The 23,620-nt window shown below is 43.6% G+C and carries 20 protein-coding genes; 2 read left to right on the forward strand and 18 right to left on the reverse strand.

Going from position 1 to position 23,620, the window contains the following annotated elements:
• Nucleotides 1-6 precede the first annotated feature (6 nt).
• Nucleotides 7-960, reverse strand: a complete 954-nt coding sequence (glaH, locus tag NEJAP_RS12735) for a glutarate dioxygenase GlaH (protein ID WP_201347600.1) — start codon at nucleotides 958-960, stop codon at nucleotides 7-9.
• A 236-nt stretch (nucleotides 961-1,196) separates the two neighbouring features.
• Here glaH and csiR point away from each other — a divergent pair, with 236 nt between their 5' ends.
• A complete protein-coding gene (csiR, locus tag NEJAP_RS12740; RefSeq protein WP_201347601.1) occupies nucleotides 1,197-1,886 on the forward strand; it encodes a DNA-binding transcriptional regulator CsiR in 690 nt (229 codons plus the stop codon).
• Between the two features lie 10 nt (nucleotides 1,887-1,896).
• Here the strand turns inward: csiR and NEJAP_RS12745 are convergent, their stop codons facing one another.
• The 9 genes from NEJAP_RS12745 to NEJAP_RS12785 all read right to left on the reverse strand — a co-directional run bounded on the left by NEJAP_RS12745 (nucleotide 1,897) and on the right by NEJAP_RS12785 (nucleotide 12,638).
• Nucleotides 1,897-2,358 carry a flavodoxin family protein gene (locus NEJAP_RS12745; protein ID WP_201347602.1) on the reverse strand — a complete coding sequence of 154 codons (462 nt, stop codon included), beginning with the start codon at nucleotides 2,356-2,358 and terminating at the stop codon, nucleotides 1,897-1,899.
• A 156-nt stretch (nucleotides 2,359-2,514) separates the two neighbouring features.
• Complete coding sequence (locus tag NEJAP_RS12750) at nucleotides 2,515-3,393, reverse strand: LysR family transcriptional regulator (protein WP_201347603.1); 879 nt, start codon at nucleotides 3,391-3,393, stop codon at nucleotides 2,515-2,517.
• A 9-nt stretch (nucleotides 3,394-3,402) separates the two neighbouring features.
• Nucleotides 3,403-5,187 (reverse strand): dipeptide ABC transporter ATP-binding protein, encoded by a 1,785-nt coding sequence (locus NEJAP_RS12755; protein ID WP_236590924.1) that lies wholly within the window; start codon nucleotides 5,185-5,187, stop codon nucleotides 3,403-3,405.
• Complete coding sequence (locus NEJAP_RS12760) at nucleotides 5,187-6,431, reverse strand: ABC transporter permease (RefSeq protein ID WP_236590925.1); 1,245 nt, start codon at nucleotides 6,429-6,431, stop codon at nucleotides 5,187-5,189. Before NEJAP_RS12760 ends, NEJAP_RS12755 begins: the two co-directional genes overlap by 1 nt.
• Nucleotides 6,432-6,437: 6 nt before the next feature.
• Complete coding sequence (locus tag NEJAP_RS12765; protein ID WP_236590926.1) at nucleotides 6,438-7,619, reverse strand: ABC transporter permease; 1,182 nt, start codon at nucleotides 7,617-7,619, stop codon at nucleotides 6,438-6,440.
• 161 nt (nucleotides 7,620-7,780) lie between these two features.
• Nucleotides 7,781-9,838, reverse strand: coding sequence for an ABC transporter substrate-binding protein (locus NEJAP_RS12770; protein WP_201347604.1), 2,058 nt, complete (start codon nucleotides 9,836-9,838; stop codon nucleotides 7,781-7,783).
• The gene (locus NEJAP_RS12775; RefSeq protein ID WP_201347605.1) at nucleotides 9,831-10,601 is read right to left on the reverse strand and encodes an HAD family hydrolase; all 771 of its coding nucleotides are present in this window, start codon (nucleotides 10,599-10,601) and stop codon (nucleotides 9,831-9,833) included. The genes NEJAP_RS12770 and NEJAP_RS12775 overlap by 8 nt, the downstream gene beginning before the upstream one ends.
• On the reverse strand, nucleotides 10,601-11,437 hold the full coding sequence (locus NEJAP_RS12780; RefSeq protein ID WP_201347606.1) for an alkaline phosphatase family protein: 837 nt from the start codon (nucleotides 11,435-11,437) through the stop codon (nucleotides 10,601-10,603). Before NEJAP_RS12780 ends, NEJAP_RS12775 begins: the two co-directional genes overlap by 1 nt.
• A 289-nt stretch (nucleotides 11,438-11,726) precedes the next feature.
• On the reverse strand, nucleotides 11,727-12,638 hold the full coding sequence (locus NEJAP_RS12785) for a permease (RefSeq protein WP_236590927.1): 912 nt from the start codon (nucleotides 12,636-12,638) through the stop codon (nucleotides 11,727-11,729).
• 105 nt (nucleotides 12,639-12,743) lie between these two features.
• On the opposite strand from NEJAP_RS12785, the gene NEJAP_RS12790 reads away from it, so the two are divergent.
• Complete coding sequence (locus NEJAP_RS12790) at nucleotides 12,744-13,037, forward strand: ArsR/SmtB family transcription factor (RefSeq protein WP_201347607.1); 294 nt, start codon at nucleotides 12,744-12,746, stop codon at nucleotides 13,035-13,037.
• 23 nt (nucleotides 13,038-13,060) lie between these two features.
• Here the strand turns inward: NEJAP_RS12790 and NEJAP_RS12795 are convergent, their stop codons facing one another.
• The 8 genes from NEJAP_RS12795 to peaD all read right to left on the reverse strand — a co-directional run bounded on the left by NEJAP_RS12795 (nucleotide 13,061) and on the right by peaD (nucleotide 23,618).
• A complete protein-coding gene (locus NEJAP_RS12795; protein WP_201347608.1) occupies nucleotides 13,061-13,342 on the reverse strand; it encodes a hypothetical protein in 282 nt (93 codons plus the stop codon).
• A gap of 18 nt (nucleotides 13,343-13,360) precedes the next feature.
• Complete coding sequence (locus tag NEJAP_RS12800; RefSeq protein ID WP_201347609.1) at nucleotides 13,361-13,942, reverse strand: restriction endonuclease; 582 nt, start codon at nucleotides 13,940-13,942, stop codon at nucleotides 13,361-13,363.
• A gap of 567 nt (nucleotides 13,943-14,509) precedes the next feature.
• On the reverse strand, nucleotides 14,510-16,345 hold the full coding sequence (locus NEJAP_RS12805; RefSeq protein WP_201347610.1) for an ATP-dependent nuclease: 1,836 nt from the start codon (nucleotides 16,343-16,345) through the stop codon (nucleotides 14,510-14,512).
• The gene (locus NEJAP_RS12810) at nucleotides 16,342-17,994 is read right to left on the reverse strand and encodes an ATP-binding protein (RefSeq protein WP_201347611.1); all 1,653 of its coding nucleotides are present in this window, start codon (nucleotides 17,992-17,994) and stop codon (nucleotides 16,342-16,344) included. The genes NEJAP_RS12805 and NEJAP_RS12810 overlap by 4 nt, the downstream gene beginning before the upstream one ends.
• A 420-nt stretch (nucleotides 17,995-18,414) precedes the next feature.
• Nucleotides 18,415-19,821 (reverse strand): NAD(P)/FAD-dependent oxidoreductase, encoded by a 1,407-nt coding sequence (locus NEJAP_RS12815; protein ID WP_201347612.1) that lies wholly within the window; start codon nucleotides 19,819-19,821, stop codon nucleotides 18,415-18,417.
• A gap of 77 nt (nucleotides 19,822-19,898) precedes the next feature.
• Nucleotides 19,899-20,603, reverse strand: a complete 705-nt coding sequence (locus tag NEJAP_RS12820) for a S8 family serine peptidase (protein WP_236590928.1) — start codon at nucleotides 20,601-20,603, stop codon at nucleotides 19,899-19,901.
• Complete coding sequence (locus NEJAP_RS12825) at nucleotides 20,600-22,324, reverse strand: ABC transporter ATP-binding protein (RefSeq protein ID WP_201347613.1); 1,725 nt, start codon at nucleotides 22,322-22,324, stop codon at nucleotides 20,600-20,602. Before NEJAP_RS12825 ends, NEJAP_RS12820 begins: the two co-directional genes overlap by 4 nt.
• A gap of 157 nt (nucleotides 22,325-22,481) precedes the next feature.
• Complete coding sequence (peaD, locus tag NEJAP_RS12830; protein WP_201347614.1) at nucleotides 22,482-23,618, reverse strand: quinohemoprotein amine dehydrogenase subunit beta; 1,137 nt, start codon at nucleotides 23,616-23,618, stop codon at nucleotides 22,482-22,484.
• Nucleotides 23,619-23,620: the final 2 nt, after the last annotated feature.

Genomic DNA, 23,620 nt, shown 5'->3' on the forward strand with positions numbered 1-23,620 from the left:
CAATGCTTATCGCGTAAAATGACCACGCTGACGTAGCAATTCTCGGCTCAACTGAGGATGTGCAGTAAACTTATCACGACCATGCAACCAGCAATGGTTCTGTACAACGAGCATTGAACCAACCGGTAAAGGTACTGCAATGTAGTTAGGATCAGCTTCAATAGACTCGCCCATCTGATACAGGTACAAACCTTCAGACATATTTTGTGGTTCAACAAACTGATCGATGAAAGACATATGAGGCTTGCCGTTTTTATCTTCTTCAAAGAAGATCGGATGAGTAATTTTAGACCCTACATTTTTAGATTTTGGAGCGCCCCAAACTAGGTCTTTTTTAGCCAATGGGTGGTTGTAGAATTTTTCTAAATCCGCCCAGTCATCCAAATGAAGTAGCAAAGACGCACCGCCTTCCATATGGGCTTCACCCAGCTTTTGCATCAATACAAAGTCAGTACGCTCATTTACATAAGTACCATCGGTATGCAGCTCCATACGGCGGTGAGCTTGACGCAAGTAGCTATCTGAGTTGTCTTCATTAAGCACAGTAAAACGAGCGTAATACTTGCCATACATGGAATCATGATTTGGCATGCCGATAAGGTGAGAGATCGCTGTAGATAGCTTAACTTCAAACTCTGTGCGCAGCTCACCTGCTTCAATATCAGGCTCACCTTCGTACTGTAGTAAAAAAGCTGCCGTTTCACGATTTTGCATGATCGCATTGAGGTAACGACCCAGCGTATTCTCAGTCAATACATCCAACTTATCTGCAGTGGCATATCGTAGGAAAGGCTTATATTCCAATGCCTGCACAGGCCATTCAGCCATTGCCTCAGCAAACCCGTGAATAACTTCACTACTTAACGTAACAACTTGCAGACGTGGACTAACTGCATGCGGCTTAACCGTAAAGCCAGCGGGGACCAATGGGGATTCAACTGCACGCAATAGAGCTGTCATCTGCTTTTCTCCAAACTATGTATTATTTTATGCTACGACTTAATGTCGACGAATTACAATAATGTCGACATTTTATAATTTCGTCAACATTTATTTGTATCATCTCGCTTAACTATTTTGATGTCTTCACTTAAAATATGCATGCAACTCTATAAATTCAGCCACTTAGGCGCCATTGAAACATTACAGAGATAGCAGACAAAAACAGGCTAGCGCTCTAGGAGACGCAACACATTATGCAAGAAGTAGCCAATAGCACCGCTGACAGCAAAGATAATTTTGCATCTCAAGTAATGGGGCAGCTAAAGCAAGATATTTTAACGGGCTATTTCAAACCAGGTGAAAAGTTACGGATGGCGCGATTAAAAGAGCGCTATCAAGTAGGTATAAGCCCCCTGCGCGAAGCCCTCTCCCAGCTTTTAATAGAGCAACTCGTTATTGTCGAAAACCAGCGCGGTTTTCGGGTACATCCTATATCAAAAGAAGAGATGCTAGATATCTATGAAACTCGTGCTTACATTGAGGCGCTCTGTATCAATCTAGCAATAGAACGAGGCGATGACGAGTGGGAAGCAGGTATTTTAGCCGCCGCCCATAAAATGCGAAAATTCAGTACTTTACTAGAAAAAGAACCTCACGAGTGGGAACGTCGTCACCAAGCATTTCACTCTGCTATTGCTGAAGGTTGCCAATCCCCAACGTTGTTACACGTACGCCGATCACTCTACGAAAAAGCGTCTCGTTACCGTAACCTTTGGCTAAAGAAAAACATGTTGGACAATCAGATTTTTGATGCAAACCAAAAAGAGCACGATAGCTTGATCGAAGCATTACTTAACCATGATGCGAGTATGGCAAGAGAGCTTATTAGAGAGCACTTACTAAGTCCAAGCCGCACTCTGCTTACAACGGAAGGCTTCGAATAACGTTTAAGCCTCAATAAATACCAACATCAAGACCAGCCGCCATGGTCATTCCTAGCTCTTCACACTGATCTAAAAATGATGTTTTCCAATCACCGCGGCACACAAGTGGTGATTGAATCCAAGTCCAGCGTAACCCCGTACAAATAGTTTCGACTGCTCGACAAGTGCCCGTGCCATCATTCCCTGCCCGCACATATAGTGCACATGGCAATCCCTGCTTTACGTCTAAACAAGGGTAATAACAGCGATCAAAGAAATCTTTTAAAGCTCCGCTCATGTAAGCCAGATTTTCTGTGGTTCCTAAAATAATAGCATCACACGTCAGAACATCTTCAGGTGTGGCTTCCAACGGTGGAACCCAACGAGTTTGTACCTGCTCAATATCTGGATGCTGCGCACCTTTTAAAACGGCTTCAACCATTAAGCGCGTATTTTCAGAGGGAGCATGTGCAACGATCAGTAGTGTTTTCATGTTTCTTTTGGCTTCATTAAAAAGCCTCTTTGCTCAATTAACCATGTTCACTTTAGCATATACTTATTTTTGGGCTTATAACAAACGCGAAGAACCTATCAAATACGTGATGCACTACCCTTTCAATAACTCTTCAACTTAAAGCATACCTCATTACTACGTGTCATTACTGCTCTCTAACGTTAATTGAATGAAGTCTCTAATTCCTGGTAAAGCGCTGCGATTTTTTTGCCAAACAACATGCTCTAACACATGCTCGGACGCCTCCGTTACCGCTACTGTACAAAGGCGATGGTCAGGACGAATATCTTGCTCTAGTGCAAAACCGATACCCAACCCGAAAGCCACGGCTTCACACATATCAAGACGGCCATCGACCGTCACATTAGCGCTAACATTCACATTAGAACGATAGAACAGATCATTTAGTAACTGTTGAGTACAGGCTTCAGGCTTATAAAAAATGAGTGACTCACTTTCTAACTGCGCCACACTAAGGCTCTTTTGCATCGCTAAAGGATGGTTAGATTTCACAATAGCCATAAGGCGATGAGACGAATAAGCAAATCGAGAAAGCCCTGCCTCCAAATCATCGGAAGGAAAGAGACCAATATCGACTTCGCGATTGAGCACCATTTTTTTACAATGCTGTGTAGTAACAGAGGTTATTTTTAAGGTCACCTCAGGGAATCGCTGATTAAACTGCGCGATTAATGGCATAAACACTAATGGCGAGGCGGTAGCCACACGTAAAGTCATTTTACCAGGCATCGTTTCAGGATTAGCAAGCGCCTCTATCGCGCCTTGTAAATCACTGTACTGACAGGTAATTTGATAAAGGCGCTTACCCAGTTCAGTCGGCCTCAAGCCACGGCTAAAACGCTCAAGCAAAGGCGCTTCAAAACGAGATTCTAACTTACGAATTTGCGCTGTAATAGCCGGTTGGCTAACGGATAGCTGTTGTGCTGCCCGCGTGAAATTCCCACATTGAATTGCCGCATTGAAAGCACGCACTTCTGCTAATGAATAATCCATACAAGCGCCTTAACAGCGTAACTCTTCAGTGTGCGATTTTATTGAAGCCTTTGTTATGTGGCCCCTTATAGGCCCTCTTATTAAAGGCTCCTGCTGAACTGCAACTACCTCTGTAGATTCCAGCAAGCGCTCAACCTGCGGTTGCGGCGGCTCTAACAATGGAATAGAAGCGATTAGCTTTTGAGTATACGGCTGCTCAGGTTGAAGGAATATCTTCCGGACTGTACCTTGCTCAACCAAAGAGCCACCTCTCATTACACACACCCAATCACATAAATTAGCGATTACGCTAAGATCATGCGAGATAAACAAAATGGTGAGACCTAGCTCGGCCCTTAGCTCTTTTAATAACGCGAGGATTTCGGCCTGAATCGAAACATCCAGTGCCGCTACTGACTCATCAGCCACAATAAATTTTGGTTTACACACCAGTGCCCGAGCAATGCTAATCCGCTGTCTTTGCCCACCGGAAAAGGCATGAGGAAAACGCCGTAAGTGTTCGACTTCAATATGGCAACGTTTAGCTATCTCTATCACGCGTTGGTCGGTTTCTTCTCTGCTGGAGGTTAACTTCATCGCTTCCAACGGCTCTGCGATAATATCCCGAATGGTCATTCTTGGATTTAACGAGCTGTGAGGGTCTTGGAACACCATCTGTGCCGTTTTAGATAAACGTTTTCGCTTGAGCTGCTTGCTTGCGCCAAAATGTACTTTCTTTTTAGTACCGTGATATTTCACACTTCCCTCACTAATCGGCGCAGCTCCCAAGAGCGCCTTACCCAAAGAGGTCTTGCCCGAACCACTCTCACCCACTAAACCAATAATTTGCCCTTCAGGCAGATCCAACGAGATATTTTTGACCGCAGTGAACATCTCTTGTTTACGGCGGTTTCCTGCTACGGGGTAGCTGACCGAAAGATCGTTAATACTCAGGAGCGACTTTGGCGTCTTCTTTGGTGCTTCAGGTAAGTTATCCAGGTTCGGTAAAGCGGCTAGCAAGCGCTGGGTATAATGGTGCACAGGCTTAAATAACACCTGATCGGCATTGCCCGCCTCTACCACTTCGCCTTTACGCATTACCGTCACGTTATCGGCAATTTTAGAAATAACACCCAGATCATGCGTAATAAATAGCATTGCCATGCCCATCTGCTCACGCAGCTCTAGCATTAGCTCCAACACTTGCGCTTGAATCGTTACATCCAAAGCGGTTGTCGGCTCATCCGCGATCAGCAACTTAGGTTTTGTTGATAACGCCATAGCAATCATGGCGCGCTGTCGCATCCCCCCTGATAATTCAAACACGTACTGATCAAACCGCCGAGCAGGATCAACAATACCAACGCGATCAAACAAGGCGATGCCTTCTCGGCGAGCCTGTTCACGGCTGTAACCCAAATGAATTTGCATGGTTTCGACGATCTGATCACCCAAGCGAATCGCTGGGGCAAAGCTGGCCATCGGTTCTTGGAATATCATTGAAACCATATCACCACGCACTTTGCGTAAGTCACGGCCACGCAGCTTTAAAATATCAATGTCAGTGTTGTCGTGGCGAAGCCGTAACTGGCTCTGAGGTTGAATAATGGCGTTACCCGGCAGGAGCTGCATAATACTTTTCGCGGTAATCGACTTACCCGAGCCGCTTTCACCCACCAGCCCCATCACCTCACCCGGACGAATACTAAGGCTAATATTATCAACAGCATGAACTAAGCCTTCATCGGTATTAAAGTCGATACTTAGATCACGAATTTCAAGCAAATTAGTGTGCATGCTTTTATTAAGCATCATTATTTCTTCTCCGAATAAGGATCAGCGGCATCACGTAGAGCATCGCCAACAAAAACAAACGCCATAATTAACACCACAAAAATGAGTACCGGAAAGAACTGCCAGATCATATTTTGCTGGATATCTGGATCTTGGGCTTTTTGCAGCAAAACACCTAAGCTATTCACCGGCTCAGTTAAGCCTAACCCCAAAAAGCTAAGGCTGGTTTCTGCCAAGATGACGTAAGGAAAGTTGATCAAGGTATCGACGATAATATAACTCGTGAAGCTCGGTATCAGGTGGCGCCAGATGATCCGCCAGCTACTAGAACCGCAAAGCTGCGCGGCTAATACATAGTCCTGATTACGCTCAGTTAGAATATGTGTACGTAAACGCCGCCCTAAGGTAGCAAAATCCAAAGCCCCGATAACCACAGCAATCGCAAAATAACGCTGCACAGCAGTAAGATCCATACTTGATAAAGCAACAGCACATGCTAGGTAAACGGGGATCGACGGAATAACCCGAACCGCTTCAGTGAAGCTCATTAGCACCGCATCAACTCGCCCACCAAAATAACCACTAACACCACCAACCAGTAAGGATGTAAACAGCTTAACGACCAAAGCAACCACAGCAATGCTCACCGTTACCCACACTGCATGTAAGGTACGACTAAATACATCTTTACCATCTTCATCCGTGCCCATCAGATGAATATCGCCCTGCTCAACACCAAACAAGTGTCGATCCCATCGAAGGTCTAAATCTAAACCTGCCATACTGAAATCAATCAGGCTGTACTCCCAGCCTTTAACAAAGAACTGTACGTAACGACGTTTATCTCTATCGACGTTATATTTGTTCTGCGAGGAGGAGCTCAGCGCACCGCTGGAGGTTAGTGCATCAAGGGCATCCAAACCGCCACTTGCGGCCAATGCTTTAAAATCAATTTTGGGTTTATTTTTGCTATATGTGTAAGTAAATGGGCGTAAAGAAACACCCTGCTCATCCCAAAAGAAAAAGGCTTGCGGCGCTCCTCGCCGGTACTCAGCATCCGCACCACGAATAGTTGGATCTACCGGAGAGAAAAACGGAGCAAAGAAACCCATCAAAACGATAGATACCAATATCCAACCCGCAACAACTCCACTGGCTTTGCGCGTAAAGCGTGCTTTAATCAGCGCTAACTGGCCCGCTGTATAATAAGACTCATCTTGCGATGTTTTAGTTTTTTGCCCAAAACGGGCCAATACACTGCTCATCATAATCTATCCAAGTACACTCTTACGGACTCGCGGATCGATCGCCGCCAGAACAATATCAGTCATAAAATTCATTGAGATAACAACCAGAGCCACCAGAAAGAGAATTGCTGCGGCCATCTCCTGATCATTCGTCATGGCCAGTGCTTCAATCAATAATGCTGCTGAGTCAGTAAGGCCGATAACCACCGCTACGATGGGTAGATCATTAAACACTCGCTGAAAATCGAAGCCGATACTGTTAAACAGCGGGCTAATGGAATGACGCACCGGGTAACCCGCCCATAAACTCATACCATGCACACCGCGAGCACGAGCAGCATCGACATAAAGCTTATTGGATTCATCGACGACTAAAGCGCGTACTGTTTGTAATTGCAGCGCGGTAGCGGCCCAACCAATAACAAAAATAGGTAGCCAGATGTGGCTCAAAAAATCAGTTAACTTAGCGTATTGAAAGCCACTCGCACCAAACCAAGGTTCATTACTCCATTGATCGGAGAACAACCCCGTAGGTACGGGTTCACCTGCAAATACGTAAAGCAGAATGATGCTTAGCGCTAATAAGAAATTAGGCAATGCCAATCCTAGGTAACTGATCACGCGTAGCTTAAGGTCCAGCAACTTGTTAAAGCTCAAGCCAAGAGAGTTAATCAGACGTTGTTTTTGGCTATGCTGCGGGTTCGTATCTAGCCATGGTTTATTGATCATATAAGCCGAGAGAATGCCAAAAGGAACCGCAATTAAATAAGCAAAAACTAAACCGGCAATACAAAACCCAAAGCTCATCCAAAAGCGATCACCCAGCGCTATATTGACTGACTGGCGCTTGGCACAGCTAAACCCAAGATCACCTCTTAATGTTAGATCGGTAATCCAGCTACTCCAGCGAACCACTAATGAACGATCCAAACCCATACGTGATCTTTCAGCAGCAATATCGGCTTGCGTGATAATTTCGCCCTGAGTGTTTTTGTAAGCAATGTACTTTTCAGCACAATCACCAGGTAAAACTTCCATCAGTGAAAAAACAATACCGCTCACAATCAGTAACGTCATTAACGCCAACAGGTAACGGTTAAGCACATAATGGAAGTACTGGCTGCTACGGCTACGCCAAAACAAAAAAGCAGCCACACTGAGTAAAACCCACAACAACCAAGTGTTGGTAAAAAAATCGGCAATCACAACCGGACTCCATAAACAGAACTTGTTAACCCTATGCCACTGATAGCCCTAGTCTGGCGGACATACCCCTAGAATGGGGTTAGCAAACTCGGATAACTAAAATAGCCTCATTTCCTAAAAGGGAGAGGCAACGCCTCTCCCTTTTCTAATCTTTGAAACGATTAGTTATTAGCCATGTCTTCGTTACCTAAGAACCACTGAGTAGCAAGATATGGGTACATGCGATAGAACTCATATGAAGAGGTTTTAGGTACGGCAAAGTTGCCCAGAGAGCGGCTACGGTAAACCGGAGATACGGCTTTAACCGTACCGATAATGAACAAGTCATCAACCACACGCTGAGCAATCTCTGTACCTAGCTCGTTAGACTCCGGCGTACCCGCTTTGAGTGTCACAAAACGAGCGGCCAACTTTTGCATCTGAGCAACAGTTGCTGGCGGTGCAACACCTTCAGCACCATTAGTATCAAGGAACTGTGACCACAACATGCCTGTACGCAAATCGAAGAAACCACCGTAAGGAGGAACCAGCGTTTCAATGTTGCTGGCAATATTTGACAACGGACGCCCCATTACCCAGCTAAGCACACTCAGATCGTTAGCTGTTTGCGAGTTACGATACTCATCAGAGGTCACTTCTTTGATGGTGGTTTTTACACCCACATCTGTCCAATTATTGGCAATGATTTCGGCCAGTTCAGTCGGCGTGCCCTGAGTTGCATATTGAATATTTAACTCAAGTTTTTTACCTGAAGGAAGATCACGCACACCGTCGTTGTCTTTATCAACAACACCGGCTTTATCCAGCAATTCAGCGGCCATTTTTGGATCAAACTGTGTCCAGCTTTTCTGTAACTCGTCAGTCACAAACGGCGTAGTATCCGCATCAAAACCGGTGTATTGCATGGGTTTACCCAAACCGAAGTAAGCCACTTCGTTAATCTGGCCACGGTTCATCGCTACCGACATGGCACGGCGGAAATTGATATCGTTAAATACCGCGCGCTTCTCTTCATCTTTATCGGTCAGGTTGAAAGCAAATGTTGTCTGAGCAATCGTTGGACGTAGTGCAATTTCATACTTACCCTGCCCTTTATTTTCTAGCAATACAGGGGCCTGCGGCAAGTTAACGGCCTGCGCTTTATAATCCACTTCACCTGCAATGAGCTTAGCGGTTTGAATATCTTCATCACCGATGAAAACTTCTTTGATCTCGTTAATATAAGGCAGCTGGTTACCCGCCGTATCGACTTGGAAGAAGTATGGATTAGCCACTAGACTGCGCCCTTCCAATGACTCTTCCACAACCAAGTGAGACTCTAGAGATGGCATAATGGCCGTTAAACCGGCGTTAACTAAGCGATCCGAAGCGGCTTTGTCTTTTAACAAAGGCGTTGGAATATCTTTCCAATCAGACTGGCCGTAGTAAAAGTTAATAACCGCATAACCATTATCAAAGCCTAATTCTTGGGCTTTTTTATCAGCGTCTTTATTCAACTTAGGGTGGAATTGAGCTAACAAATGCTTAGGCTGGAACGGTTGCGCGTAGTCTTGAGCAAAGTTATCTAAAAAGCCCGGTGCAGGTTTGTTCATAGTGAACTGCACGGTTGTTTCATCCAGCACATCAACTTTTATCGCTTTACCCGCAGACAAGAAACGATCTTTTGGCTTCTCGATAATATTACTATCCATCAGCATGTTGTTGTACCAGAAAGCAATATCTTCAGCCGTGAAGGGACTACCGTCTGACCACTTATGGCCCTTACGCAGGTTAACCTTAAGTACTGTGAAATCGCTGTTCCATTTCCAAGACTTCGCCACGTTTGGCACGACCGTTGCCAAATCATCGCTAAAACGTACTAGGTTCACATGGCGAACCGATAATAGATCAGATGTGCCCGACTCTGTCGCTTTAGAAATACCATCCAGCACACCACCATACAGACCAATACTCTGGTACGGCGCAATCACTAATGGCTCTTCGGGTAAGCGCTTAGCGAGCGAAAGCAACTCTGCATTACCGGCTATACGGCTATTAAGCGCTTTTATAACCGGGTTCTCATTAAAGCTCATTTGGCAGCCATGTAGACTTTCAAATTCCGCTTTTTCAAATATATGAGGGTAAGTTCCACCTGCATCAGCACCGACTACAGTCGGACACGCCGCTACTGCATTACCTGAGATAAGTGCTACTGCACTGGCGATCAGAAATTTAGACATGAGTTACTTCCTGAATGGTTGAGTGTTGAACGGATTGGTCATTAAATGAGTCGCTACATGAATTACTCGCTTTAAACGCAGTAATGTCAGTTTGCGGGGGTAATAAGTGATGAGATGACCAGTTAAGAACTGGCCAGTTGCGTTGCGTGGCTATCTGCAAAAGCTGTTTGTCTGGGTTTGTTGCAACTGGGTAATCAACCAGCTCTAGCAAGGGAAGATCATTAATAGAGTCGCTGTAGAACTGAGCGCCTTGTAAGGTTTCATCATGCTCGACTAACCAGCTATGCAGCCGGGTCACCTTGCCCTTCCTAAAGGTTGGAACACCCTCAATCTTGCCCGTGTAGAAACCCTGCTCACTCGCCAAGCGAATGGCTAAAACATCTGATACGCCCAAGCGGCGCGCCACCGCATTAACAATAAACTCAGCGGTTGCCGACACAATCAGTAAGCGATTCCCGAGCGCTGCTTGGCTCTCTAAAATTTGATGTGCTTCAGAATAAATACGTGGGGCAATATACTGCTCAACAAAGCGCGGCATCATCTCGTTGATGGTAACTATGCTTAAATGGCGCAGTGGCTCAGTAAAAAAGCTGATGTACTCATCTAACACGAGTGCCTCTGCGTTATACAAAGCCATCATTTGCTGATCACGTTCAACAAATTCACTGTCCACCACACCTTCTGCTAGCAAAAACTGACAAAATAGCGAGCAACTATCTCCTGCCACTAGCGTTTCATCTAAGTCAAAAATAGCTAACGCCATTATGCAGCTCCTTTATAAGAGAACTGTTCACATAACAGACCGTTTGCTACAGGCTTAGCGTGGTTTTGTATGCCTAAAAGGTCACACACCACACCGCAGATCTCTGTTTGTGCAGGAGAGCAACCCGCGCTGTGAGAGAAGCGCTCACCGATAACAAATAGAGGAATATCGCGCTCTTCGGGTAAGGTTCCACCATGGCTTTTATCACTGTTCATACCATGATCAGCAGTAATTAAAATCTGATAACCCGCGGCTATCCACTCAGGCAGATGATAAGACAGTGACATATCAGAATGACGAACGGTATTGCGGTAATGTGCACTATCAAACCCAGCACGATGCCCTGCATCATCAATATTCATGGGGTGTACTAACAGGAAGTCTGGATCGTATTTACGGCGCAGCCATTCAGCATCGAGGTATAAATGACTATCGGGATAATGGTCTTGGTGGTAAAAACAACCATACTGAATAAGCTGCTCAGGCGCTTCTGTATAACGGTCCCTTGCCGCATCATACGGAGCACAATTATAGAGTTCACTAAACCAGTGATACGCGGCAGCTGCCGTTGTTAAGCTGTTTTCCCGCGCCAAACTAAACACACTTGTTTGAGTAGAATTGCGCACTACATGGTTATGCACAATGCCGCTGTCGATAGGCAACGCGCCCGTAAGAATGGTCTCGTATAATGGCCGAGACATCGACGGCAGCTCACACTGTAATTTATACAGTGTTGCCTTGCCCTGTTCTTTTAACGCATGCAAAAAACCCATGCACTGTGCAGCCGTGTTGTACTCAAGCCCATCAAGAACGACCAGTATTACTTTATCAGACATATCATTCCGCCAGATCAGTTACCGGCACTGTCGTACCGGTAAAGCATTTTTCAAATCATTGGCGAAAAGGATAAAAAGAGAATATGAACGAACGAAGACAACTAAAAGATATTTTTATGACAATCCTTCATTGAGAGTTAGATACATAACTATTGGTTATATTTTGTAATAAACACGAAACGCTAAATAGACAAGGCAATGGCCCTTGCTCATGACAAGTTAAATGCCGTCTCATTCATATGAACGGCATCTGATTTAGAGTGAAATAGAAATTAAAAACAGGCTCGACTCAAAAAACATACCCATAAAGATATCCAGAGCTGATCGCCATAGTAATAATCACCGTTAAAAAAGCAGCAATCATCTGGTTCTTAAAGATCGATTTCAGCAGGATTACTTCAGTAAGACTCGCGCCTGCACTGCCTATAATAAGAGCCATCACAGCACCTAAGCTCATTCCTTTGGCGGCTAAAGCAGCACTTAATGGAATGACAGCTTCGGCCCGAATATATAAAGGAATACCAATGACTGCCGCAACAGGTACAGCAAAAGGGTTGTCATCACTGGCCATAGCAGACACAAACTCAGTCGGCATAAAGCCATATATCAGAGAACCTAAGGCAATACCTCCCATCAGATAAGGTAAGACTTTCTTAAAATCAGCCCACGTTACATACCCAATAGACTTCCACTTATTAACGGATACTTTCCCCCCACAAACACTGCCACAACCTGTTGCTTTTGGTTCGATATAAGCCTCAGCTTTAATAAAGCGCTCAAACCCAAGTTTTTCTAGGCTATAACCGGCAACCACAGAAACCCCCATGGCCATTACAAAATAGAACACAGTGACCTGCAGACCGAAAGTAACAGCAAATAAACCGATGATGATGGGGTTCAATAACGGACTGGCGAATAGAAACACCATCATAGTGCCGAACCCTGCTTTAGCTCGTAATAAGCCCTTCAAGAATGGAATTGTTGAGCATGAACAAAAAGGAGTGATAGCCCCTAATAAACCGGCAACAAAGTATCCCTTACCATTCTTGCCGCTCAATATTGCCTGTATCTTTGCAGGTGGGATGTATTCTTGCAGTACACCGACCATGTAGCTTATTAATAAAAAGAGTATTGTCAGCTCGACTGCCAGGAAGGCAAACATACCTAGACTTTCTTGCACCATTTCAAAGGTAATAGTCATTGTCTTATCTCTATATTTCCGGAATAGTCGAAATATAAAAGATATGAACTTTACTATCAATATATTTCTAGTAATATGGAAATATATTTTATAAGAGACCAATATATGAATATTGACCAAGCAGCAAAAGCGCTAAAAGAATTAGGCCACCCCACTCGCCTGGCCGTTTATAGGCAGCTGATTAAATCAGGGAGAAAAGGTATTGCCGTTGGTGAGGTACAAGAAAAACTGGAGATACCCGGATCAACACTTTCACATCACTTAAAAGGTTTGGAGTCAGCGGGCTTAATTACCCAACGTAGAGAAGGCCGAACACTGTTTTGTGTTGCTCAATATGAACAGTTAAATTCGGTTATCAGCTTTTTACAGGCAGAATGCTGTGTGGATGAAGACTGTTAAATTTTTGTGGTTTGTTATCTTTTTTAAAACCACTGCTCGAACCTAATTATTCCATGCCAAACTTTTTCCAAAAGGTCAGGAAAAAGCCTAGGTAAGAAAATAGAAACACATGCGAATAAAGCAATAATAAGCCAAAATCCGGTTGAGCCAATAAAAGCACCCGCTCCCCAGATAGCGAGATATTTATTGGTTGCAAACCACAATAAAGCGGCCGTTGGAACAGCAAAAAAAGCAGCCGCTAACTGGCCCATAAGGAAACCTGTGAGCGGACCTTCAGAGCGGTCATTCCGTTGATACTTTCTCATTACTTTTCATCCTGATCTTCAGTCAATTTTCGCTTTGCCATCAAACAACACAGCGAGTCTATTCGACTCAATTATCTCGATATTATTCTCTTGAGCATAATTGTGTGCAGAGGCTGAGACTTCACCCAGCGTCAAATAAAGGTAGCCCCTTGCCTCAATTGCTTCACCAGCTGCCACTAACCGTTTCAACGGTTCTATTCCCGTATTCGCCGCTTTAAATCGCTTACTGCACAACAACAGCTTTTGGTGACCACGGACAAGTTCTAGATCAGCATCTTTACCATTAAACGCACTCGACTGGTAACCGCTTTTTATATAGTTAGCCGCTATTTTTTCAGAGATACTCACTGCCGACATTTGTTTCGCTTGTTCAGAGACTTCCAGCACCCGTTTTTGTGAAGGTTGCTGCCATTGCTTAAATCCAGCATAGCCGCCTATTAAAAAAAACGGCATTGACGCGCTAATACTCAAAATCACATATTTCGCATCTGTCACAGCCACACTGATCAATAGAGTGAACAGACCAATGAGTACGCTATACCACCACGTGGATCGCAATAACACGGCGAACAACGACCCTTTAGCCATCTTAAACTTCATAAATTAATCACCTGTTGAAATACTGTTCTTGATAAAGCAGAGAATATAAAGCTTAACTATACGAGCGTATACTACTTATTCATAACTAAACACGCCGTATGCTCAGCTACACAAATCATCTTCACAAAAGCTCTATCTCAAATGTCTTAGAGCTGACCTCATCAATACCACCTAAAGCCGCTTCTACCATGCGGTAGCCTTTCCTTTGGGCTGAGCTCTACTGTCGCTCAATTGTTGAGGGAAACGCATCAATAGAAATATGAACGAATGAAGGCAACTAGATAAGTAGTTGATCCTCGAACATAGGCTGAAGGTCGTTGCTACAAATACCAGCATGAAAACCGACGACATTACCGACCTCATTCGATGTGTTAACTCATCCTATTTTGAGAAAAAAGCTTTAAAGAAAAAGCATATATGAGTGCGGGTGAACTTGACAGTGGGAGTCATACCAACGCCGCCATAAGCGGTGAGTAATAGCTTGCTAAAATGTGAAACGAAGTGGAACCGAGCAAGCTGTTACGAATCCGACTTAATGGCCTTGTTAAATAGCCGATACCAACCAAACTATTTCCGAATAAACTCAACTAAATCTTTAATTTTATTCTCCAAGTCAAACATCGAACAATGTGTTTTATCGAGTTTATCGACTACCGCTTTGGCAATAGGTACTTTTTTGCTTGCATAACTTAAAGAAATATTACTCAATGAAGATTCTTCTAGCTGGGTAGCATCTTGATATTGATAACAATCGGAAATAGCTTTATCGAATGAATCAAATTTTTCAAATATAAAATCAGAAGCTTGAGTTGATTTTAACTCCAGCCCCTTACGACTATCTCCCTTGCCAATTGATTCACGTTTGAAACCTTGGCTCGTCAAAATTTCAAAGAATAGATTTTTGCAAATATAATTCTCAATTTCACGACCTTCCGTAATCCACACTTTGACATAGTCTTCTACAGTTGAATCTAAACCGGCATTATCAGCATTAGCTGCTTGAAGCCTACCTAACATAGAACCTAGATAAGCTTTAAAAGCTCCATCATCTCGGTTTGTTTGTGAAGAACAATCAGAATCGGCTATCAAATATGCCTTCCTACTGGTACTCAAAATGTTAATTAGATTCTCATCAATATCATCTAGTGCTGTGAAAGAAGCTAAGTTTGTACCGCCAAAGTATAAGAAGGAATAGTCTTTTCCTTCTTTCAGTTCTCCGTCAGAATATATATCAATCAGTTTTTTCAAGTAAATCCTATCACTAGGCCCTTCAACCCATAAAACAGTATTGGCTTGAAGTATTTGAGAAGCTTTTACGCCCAGTGAATCTAATGTTTCATAATGCTTGATTACATTATCATTCGGAGTAATTGAGCTTGCGCCATTGGATGATTTTAAAGTTCTGTACACAGCCCAGTTTTCATTTAGGCAGTCAATAAGGGATGGAGAATGAGTAGTGATAAAGAATCTATGGTTAACTAACTCTTTCTCGAAAATACTGACAAGTTTAACTACTGATTCTGGGTGTAAATTAGCTTCTGGCTCTTCTAGAAAGACGTTTAAATTAACATCCTTGTTGATCCAAAGGTGTGATAGCAACATCACTATTTGAGAGACACCAGTGCCCAACTGATCTAAAGAAAAAGATAGGCCTGATTCAAACTCAAGATTTAAATCCTTCTTTACAACATCAATATTAGTTACCTGCTCAGATAAAATATCGGTTAGCCACTGCTTAATTTGCTTTTTATATCCAGCCCAGTTTGATGGAGTTGCTCTGTCGAGTCTTAACTTATCAAGTTCTTCAATAATTTTTGCGCCATCAAAATAGTAGCTTTGCTCATTGTTTGAATTACGCGAGTGGTGTCGAATAGGGTCAACAAATACCAATGAATTTAAGAAGCTACTCCAGTAGAATTCATTATCACTAAATCCAGCCACATCATCAGTCGGGTCTATCCATTTATCTGTTTCCAAATCAGAACAGATTAAATTACTATCATTGAAAATCGGCTTGCCATTAACCTTCATGTTTAAAATAGATGTGTTAGAGCTAACATCATGGCAGCAATCTAGCGTAACTTTATTCTCATCTACCGTATAAGAAACTTTATCATCCTTCGTAAAGACATTATCGTTTGAAAGTGATATTTCGCAGTTAATTTTTTCCTTTCCCCAATCCCATGTTTGGCTTTCATCAAGTTCAGTGGCAACTGAAATCGCAGTTCCAGTAGACAGCTTTTCACTAGCTATACTTTTTAAGTAATTAAAATATTTTGCTAGATTAGATTTCCCTGAGTTATTTGGTCCAATTATTAGGTTAATTGACTTTAAGCCACTTATATAGACGCCATTTAAATCATATGAGCGCCAACCACAAAGCTTTATAGAGTCAATTTTCATTTGGATTTATCCTGTTTATGCCAAGAATCTACCAATGACTTTAGTGAATAACCAGATGGCTTACCCAACTTCCAAGATTTATGGTACCTAACATCATTACTCCTAGGCATTGGGTTAGGCTCTCTAAATTGAACTTTTCTTGGTAAATTAATTGAGTCTCCAGAAACAAATGCCTCACCGTCTCTAAGGCTAGGTAAGAAGTCGACTTGACCAGCTAATGTATCTGGCAACAACCTTTTAATCTTGTTTTGGTCTAGATCATTGGTAAGTCGAAGAGCAATGTATGTACCACATTGCGATAAAACTGTCGTAGAAACATTTGATGGGCGTTGAGTAACAACTGTCAAACCAATACCGTACTTCCTACCTTCTTTAGCAATTCTTTCAACCCGTTCTTTTGCTATGTTGAACTTTGAATCGCTTTCTTCTGGAATATAAGTGTGAGCTTCTTCTAACACTAAATTAAGAGGAATGTTTTCAGGGTCTAAATCCCAATATTTAAAGTCGAAACACAATCTTGAAATAACACCAACACATACAGCTCTTACTTCTGCTGGCAAGCCACTTAAATCTAATATGTTTAAGTATGCTTCAGATTCAGCTAAGCCTAATATAAATTCAAAGTATTCGACTATTGAGGTTTCATTATCAATTTGTCTATGAAGAAATGAGTAACGAGTATCATGTCGAATAGCTTGGAGCTTTAGGATAATACTCTCATATGGTTTCTTGGCAGTGGCATTACCTTGAGAGTCCTTTTCAGTTACTATTTCATCTAAAAGAGTATCAATATTGAAAAATATTGGTGTGTCTGCAGAAACTACTACACCATCAATATTTTGCTTTTTAGCTTCTTTTTCTTTTTGTTTCGTAATAAGCCTTTTTATTATAGCTTTCTGATTAGATCCAGGCTCAAGATTATAAACTCCAAAGAACTCTTCTAAATCTAAAAACCAATATGGGAGTGTAAACTCATTCCAAGGAATTGCATTTGTCCTATTTTTAAAGCTATCGCCTGGTGCTTCAGTGTTATAGCCAAATGCCGAAGGGTACTCATTATGAATATCAAAAAACAATATTCTAGGGCACTCATAGCTTGATAATATCGACTGAACTATCGATGCGACAGTGCAACTTTTACCACTACCTGTTGTACCTAATATGGCAGTATGTCGCCCCATTAACTTATCTAGGTTTAAATATGTTTGATCGTCATCGTTTGCATCGGTAACACAAAAGTGCTCTTTGTCTTCTTCTAGGTCTATGCCTATTAATTGGTTTACTTGGTCACTGCTAAGAAAGTATGTATCGCAATTTATTGTAGGAAGTCGTTTGGTACCTCGATTAAACTTACCATTGATAGCACAACCCAATATTGAAAGCGTTACTACTTTCCTCTCTTCCCTAACTATTTCAAACCCATCTATCGCTCTTTTTGTTTTCTCTATTTCAGTGATCTGAACCTTGCTTATAGTACAAATTGTATTACCGTGCGCTCCGCCACAGTTAACATAAGCACCAACCTCAGCGCAGTGCTTTATACTTTGAAACTCGCGCTCTAGAACATCTGCATGAAGTATAATTGCGGCACCGTCAACTTCTTTAATTTTACCGAATTTTAAAGCATCTTCTCTTAATGTTGTTGTCAATTTATAACTTCCTTATTAGTTAGTGTATTTCTCCGCAGTTTGAAGCTGAGGTTATGCAAGGCCATTTAACATTTGTATATACGGGGGTCCGTGTATCTACCCACAACGTTATTAATTAAAAGTAGATGTAATTGTTTGAAAAGGAAGGAAAATATTTAGAGATATAGAAGCGCCTTCCGTGGCAAACCGCGCATGCGTATTAACAATTGATATACAGAAGCTTTTAAAAGTGCTCCGTATATCTACCCATGCAAAACATCCATCTATCTGATTTACTTATATTTTTAACTCAGCACATAGAGCAATACAAGCACTTTGCCCGGTACATTTTATCTAAAACAGGCATAAATACCGCTCGTGCCTAAATACACTGTATATTTGAGCAAAAAATACTCGATAGTTTTTCAAGATTTCAGAGCACTATTTGATCACCGTATTTCGTTCGTTGAGGCTGTGATCGAGATGCTTAAAACTCGCGCCCTGCCCCACTAACCATTGCAGCACCTGCCTTTGTTGCTGCTCATTTAATTGCATAGCTAAGCATTGTTCTTGTATGACGGCTAGCTCATCAGGGCTGCTTTGGTATGCCAGTATGATAGGAGCAAGCGGAACGCCATTAAGATGCCACACGCCTAATGGCTGATCTGGCGAGGTGACTACATCTACTGCCTCAATCAAACCTTGATTAACCACGGGCAATGTTTTTACGCGCAACTGGGTTATATCAGATGACTGATGCATGGGCTGTTTGTCCGGCCATTGGGCACGTATTTCCCAAAAAGGCTGCTCCTGCCACTGCTCTTCCATGGCATAAAAGTCGCGCCCAATACGAGCAAAACGAAAAAAGAGTTCTGTTATACGTAATTGGTGAAACCGCTGAGCTAACAGCGCTTTTTCAGGTTCACGTAGCAGTGTATTGATTACGGCAGGCGCTTGCAGTGATGATGACAGCGCTTGGAAAATACCATTACCGGATAGCGGATCAACAGCCATGGCCGCATCGCCTACTCTGATCCAGTTATCACCTACCGCTTCTTGGCATAATATAGGTGTGCTGGTGCGCGCATGTATCTCGCCGGTAGAAGTCGCATTAGCAAGGTAAGGTTGTGCTTGCTCTAAGGTGTTTAGTTTTTCAATGCAAAACTCAGCTAAACGGGATTTTTCAGGCAGTATGGATGAGGCCACATCAAACGTCAGTTGCAAATAGCGTCTGCCTTTTTCATCAGCCGCCATCCATGCCCAGCCATCTTCAAAGCTTTGTACCGCCGACTGGCGCTCTCCCGGTTCACCTTCCCAATACTGTAAAATTGAAACCGTTTCAGCACCACGCAAGCGCTTAAGTTTAGCAGCAGGGGCTGCTCTACCTCTAGCTTCTACTAAAAAGTCGGCATCCAGTTGTATGCTTTGTCCTGAAGATTCAACACTGATGTTATGCCCTGTGGATGTAGATATTACTTCTCCTGCACGGCCTTGGATAACATGAATGCCTTGCATCGCAAGGTCCATTAATATGGCCGCATCAAATGCCGCACGGTCAATCAAGCGCTCGGTATTGGCTTGGCTGGTAACACCATTCCAAGTAACAAAACGCGCTGATGCTGGCGGAAGTTTCTCTAAGGCATGGCTAAAGCCAGCACCACGCAAGCCATCGACTACACGCTCAGAAACGCCTTCCATCGCACAAAATTGGCGTGGTTCACCTACTATGGTGATGTTTGTATAACCCAGTTTTTTTAAACCCAGAGCAACCGCACCACCCGCAGGCCCTGCACCAAGAATAACAATGGAAGTGTCTTCTACATTATAGGTGGCTTCTACCGCTGCCATATAAACATGACTCCAAATGAATAAGGATATTGAAAATCAGACTGTCTGTTAACTTAGCAGCTTTTACACTAAACGCCTCACGATAGCCTGCGTTCTGGGCCTTTATAATTCGCTTGCTGTTGCAGGGCTTTAATCACAGCCTCTGAGTTCGCATCCGGTAAAGCCTGTAATAACCGAGTAATATGGCCTGTCATATGTGCGCATCCAAGGCTCGCCCCTGCTGTTTGCTGTTGCTGATCAAAGCCTAAAACATGTCCACCAAAATCGGCATACTGGGTATTAAGCCATGATATCTCATCCAAAGCACAGCGCGCATCTCCGGTCATTCTTATTACACCCTCATAAGCCGATGGATATACCGGCTCGCCCCTAGCTGGTGATGATGCGCATAAAATAACACCTGCGGATAACGCTTTATTAACCGCTTCTTTTAAAACGGGGCGGTCATCACGTAAGCCTAAGCTCAAATTTATCACGCGTACCTGTTGGCTCACTAACCAGTCAATCGCCGCCGCAACCTGTGCTGCTGTGGTGGTATTACGTTGATTAAACACCTGTGCAACATAAAAAAGTGCTTCTGGTGCATGGTGATGAATAATATCTAATAGGCGCGCCCCATGGTTGATTGGGTCTTCACTGGGCTCATCCATCCACAATGCACCTTCGTGCAGTATAAATGCGGCGCCATCTTCAACCCAGTCTTGTTGGTCCACACGAAATCCGCTATCAACTATACCGACGCGAATGCTTGCTTGCATACTGCCATCAATAGATTCGCTCATGCTGTGAAGCCCTCACCGGCAATGAGCTTTCCATTTTCCAGAGTTATACGTTGTTCAGCACCCGCGAGTGTTGAAGCACGATGGCTAATTAAGATGCGTGTACGACCAGCAAACAACTTATCCACTGCATCAATCACTTGGGCTTCGGTTGCTTCATCAACAGCCGCTGTAGCTTCATCTAATACCAAAATAGCGGGGTTTTGTAGCAAGGCTCTGGCAATAGCAATACGTTGTCGCTGCCCACCAGAGAGCTGCTGCCCTCTCTCACCAATAATACTGTCGATGCCTTGTGGCAACTCAGCAATTAAGCTCTGTAGTTGGGCTTGTTCAGCTGCCGCTTCAACTTGTTGCTCACTGGCTTGAGGGCTGGCATAACGAATGTTTTCACGTAGTGTGCCTCTGAACAGAACAATATCTTGGCTCACTACCGCTATTGTTTTACGTAGCTCTAGCGGATTAATGGTACGAATATCAATACCGTCTAACAAAACACTGCCGGATTGGGGGTCGTAGTAGCGCTGCATTAGGTCGATTAATGTTGATTTTCCTACACCGGATCGGCCACTGAGTGCCACCTTGCTGCCTGCCGGTAAGCTCGCCGACGCTTGGGATAAAATCAGCTGCTCACGGCCAGGGTATGAGAAGCTAAGGTTATTAAACTGTAACTCCCCTTTGATGTTATTCGGTAGTGGTTGCCAATTCGCATCAAACGGGATTTCTGGCTGCTCTATTCGCAGCTCATTTACACGCCCTAAGCTAACGCTCATTCGCTGAATCGCTACATACAAGCCTAATAAACTGTTTACCGGGCCAACAGCCATGCCTAGATAGGTAGAAAAAGCGATCAACGAGCCTAGTTGCCAGCTACCTTCTATCACCCAATAGCCACCGATTAAAAAAGCAGATGCACGCGTTAGCGATGTTAACGTACCGGGTATCGCCTGAGTAAAGAATTCTGTCACCTGCAATTTTAGCAAGTCACTCAGATAGTTTTCATTAAGATTGCTCAGTCGTTCCCGCTCACGATGCTCTTGGCCGACCGACTGGATAAATTTCATGGCGGGTAGTGTTTCTATCAAAAAGCTCGACAAATCAGCTGAGCGTTCACGAATAGTACGCACCCTTACTTCAACCTTGCGGCGCATCCAACGTAACCACAGCACCTCTAACGGAATCATAATCACGACTAATAGCGACAGTTTCCACGATAATGCTAACAGCATGACAACAGAACCGACCAAACCTAAAACACTGCTCACAGCAGAAAACATACTGTCCACGGCAAAGCGCTGGATTTCGGCTACATCACCGTCAAGTCTTGAAAGAAGATCGCCAATTCGGCGCTTGCCATAAAAGGTAGGCGATAGTGTTTGCAAGTGATGGTAAAGATTATCGCGCAATGCAAAAAGAATGCGGCCCGATAAACGCGTATGTAAGTAGCGAGTCACACCTGATAACGCCGTACTAACAATACCCACCGAGATCATTAATAAAGCAACGCTGACTAGCGTGCCGTAATCTTTGGCAATTAAACCATCATCGATGAGTGTTTTTGTAAGCCAAGGTTGAAACAGCACCATGCCTGATGCTAATACCGACAATAGCATTAAGCCCATTATTGCTCTGGATTGAGGCTTAACAAACGTATAAAGCCAGCGAAACGCCTCTTCTAAACGGTCGCCACCCTTACCGTCAATTGCGGCACTCAACCATCTGAACATGATATCTCCACTTTTTTGCAGATTTAAACAGCCATCTCATCACACCAATACTGCAATAAAATACAAAAGGGCTGTCATCAGACAGCCCTTATTACACTCGTCTAGTAAACCCAGACTTACTTCTAAAAGAAGGGGTTAACCCGCGACGTTACACGCCCTACAATAAGCGCGCAATACGCAGATCAGACGTTGTCATATCACCGGGTAACTGAATCGAGCCAATCTTCTCTAACGTATCAGGGTTATGCACTGAGATATCGCTAGAAGTCCCACCGATATAGATAGTACGATCACGATCCATATTGATGCTATAGAAGGTATGGTCCAAATCTTTAACCGCTATGGTCTTCTTTTTACTGATATCGTGCTTGGATAGCTGGTTGAATGAGCCATACAGAATATTGCTGTCTGCTGGGTCAGTGATCCAGTTAAACACTATAAACTCAAACGGCACGGTTTCTCGCTCATCCACTTCACCGGTAGCCACATCTATGCGGCTCATGCCCCACCAGAACTCAGCTTTTGCCATGTCACCGGGATCACCGTTCCACTTGATAGTGAAGTACGGCATGATGTATTCACCTACATGCTCACCTTGAGTAAACATGGCAAAAGCATCCGGTGGTATCCAGTCAGCACCACGCGCCCAGTTTTGCAACGCGCTTAGCACTCGGGTTTCACCATTGGCAGGATTAATCGCTTTGATATCGGCACCACCCAAAATCACTTCACCATTTTTCATGGTCATGATTTTGGTAATACGGCGATCAACGGGGAAGGTACGTACTGATTTAGCATCCAGTCCGTCTTCTGTATTAAACACCGCCAAGCGAGGCGCGAGCACTTCATAACGGTCATTTAGTTTGCGCGTCGGGTTTTGTACTGTGTACAGCTCTTTACCATCACCACTAATGGCTAAAGATACGAAGGTTTTAACCCGCTCACCGTTCTGAGATTGCTTAGCAGAGAACACCATTTTGCAATCGGTAATATCAAAACCGTAAACATCTTCTACTTTATTCGAGAGTACATAAGCGATGCGGCCATCCGGCGAAGGCAAAACGGCTCCCGCACCAAAAGTACCAGGTACATCACAACTACGTATCAGCTTTTTTGTTTCAGTATCAATGACATGTAATTGGTTAGGGCGGCTCATCGTCAACAGATATTCATGGCCACCGGCCTTCATACCATTCACTTGTGCTGTGTCGCCTACGGCATAACCAGACAACAATGCGCTACTACCTGCAGCACCTAGCAACGCTGCCGCTTTTAACATCTTTAAAAATTTCATCT

Origin of the sequence: Neptunomonas japonica JAMM 1380 (assembly GCF_016592555.1) — a bacterium.
In the GTDB taxonomy this organism is placed as follows: Bacteria; Pseudomonadota; Gammaproteobacteria; order Pseudomonadales; family Balneatricaceae; genus Neptunomonas; species Neptunomonas japonica_A.

Bases quoted from the DNA above. Each gene is read 5' to 3' on its own strand.
- glaH (WP_201347600.1), bottom strand. From the start codon at position 960: ATGACAGCTCTATTGCGTGCAGTTGAATCCCCATTGGTCCCCGCTGGC.
- csiR (WP_201347601.1), top strand. From the start codon at position 1,197: ATGCAAGAAGTAGCCAATAGCACCGCTGACAGCAAAGATAATTTTGCA.
- NEJAP_RS12745 (WP_201347602.1), bottom strand. From the start codon at position 2,358: ATGAAAACACTACTGATCGTTGCACATGCTCCCTCTGAAAATACGCGC.
- NEJAP_RS12750 (WP_201347603.1), bottom strand. From the start codon at position 3,393: ATGGATTATTCATTAGCAGAAGTGCGTGCTTTCAATGCGGCAATTCAA.
- NEJAP_RS12755 (WP_236590924.1), bottom strand. From the start codon at position 5,187: ATGATGCTTAATAAAAGCATGCACACTAATTTGCTTGAAATTCGTGAT.
- NEJAP_RS12760 (WP_236590925.1), bottom strand. From the start codon at position 6,431: ATGAGCAGTGTATTGGCCCGTTTTGGGCAAAAAACTAAAACATCGCAA.
- NEJAP_RS12770 (WP_201347604.1), bottom strand. From the start codon at position 9,838: ATGTCTAAATTTCTGATCGCCAGTGCAGTAGCACTTATCTCAGGTAAT.
- NEJAP_RS12775 (WP_201347605.1), bottom strand. From the start codon at position 10,601: ATGGCGTTAGCTATTTTTGACTTAGATGAAACGCTAGTGGCAGGAGAT.
- NEJAP_RS12780 (WP_201347606.1), bottom strand. From the start codon at position 11,437: ATGTCTGATAAAGTAATACTGGTCGTTCTTGATGGGCTTGAGTACAAC.
- NEJAP_RS12785 (WP_236590927.1), bottom strand. From the start codon at position 12,638: ATGACTATTACCTTTGAAATGGTGCAAGAAAGTCTAGGTATGTTTGCC.
- NEJAP_RS12790 (WP_201347607.1), top strand. From the start codon at position 12,744: ATGAATATTGACCAAGCAGCAAAAGCGCTAAAAGAATTAGGCCACCCC.
- NEJAP_RS12795 (WP_201347608.1), bottom strand. From the start codon at position 13,342: ATGAGAAAGTATCAACGGAATGACCGCTCTGAAGGTCCGCTCACAGGT.
- NEJAP_RS12800 (WP_201347609.1), bottom strand. From the start codon at position 13,942: ATGAAGTTTAAGATGGCTAAAGGGTCGTTGTTCGCCGTGTTATTGCGA.
- NEJAP_RS12805 (WP_201347610.1), bottom strand. From the start codon at position 16,345: ATGAAAATTGACTCTATAAAGCTTTGTGGTTGGCGCTCATATGATTTA.
- NEJAP_RS12815 (WP_201347612.1), bottom strand. From the start codon at position 19,821: ATGGCAGCGGTAGAAGCCACCTATAATGTAGAAGACACTTCCATTGTT.
- NEJAP_RS12820 (WP_236590928.1), bottom strand. From the start codon at position 20,603: ATGAGCGAATCTATTGATGGCAGTATGCAAGCAAGCATTCGCGTCGGT.
- NEJAP_RS12825 (WP_201347613.1), bottom strand. From the start codon at position 22,324: ATGTTCAGATGGTTGAGTGCCGCAATTGACGGTAAGGGTGGCGACCGT.
- peaD (WP_201347614.1), bottom strand. From the start codon at position 23,618: ATGAAATTTTTAAAGATGTTAAAAGCGGCAGCGTTGCTAGGTGCTGCA.